Origin of the sequence: Secundilactobacillus silagei JCM 19001, from assembly GCF_002217945.1 — a bacterium.
Lineage (GTDB): Bacteria > Bacillota > Bacilli > Lactobacillales > Lactobacillaceae > Secundilactobacillus > Secundilactobacillus silagei.
Window position 1 is genome coordinate 1 of sequence record NZ_BCMG01000050.1, and the last position, 263, is coordinate 263.

The following is a 263-nucleotide window of genomic DNA, read 5'->3' on the forward strand; positions in this document are numbered from 1 at the left end:
CAACAAACTTTGTTTGTTATGGGGAATTAGCTCAGATGGGAGAGCACCTGCTTTGCAAGCAGGGGGTCAACGGTTCGATCCCGTTATTCTCCATTGATTCCGTAGGGAATCAAAGAATTGGTTCTTTGAAAACTAGATAATATCAATTTTCTTTTATAATTAATTAATAATTTCATTAATTAAGCCGAGAACACCGCGTATTTTGAGTTTTTTATTAGTAAAGTTTATTTACTTCGCGTAATACTCAATTAATCCATCACGTT

At 34.2% G+C, this 263-nt stretch carries 1 tRNA gene; it reads left to right on the forward strand.

Annotated elements, in window-relative coordinates:
• Positions 1–20 precede the first annotated feature (20 nt).
• Positions 21–93: transfer RNA gene (locus CES79_RS12485), tRNA-Ala, on the forward strand.
• Positions 94–263 lie beyond the last annotated feature (170 nt).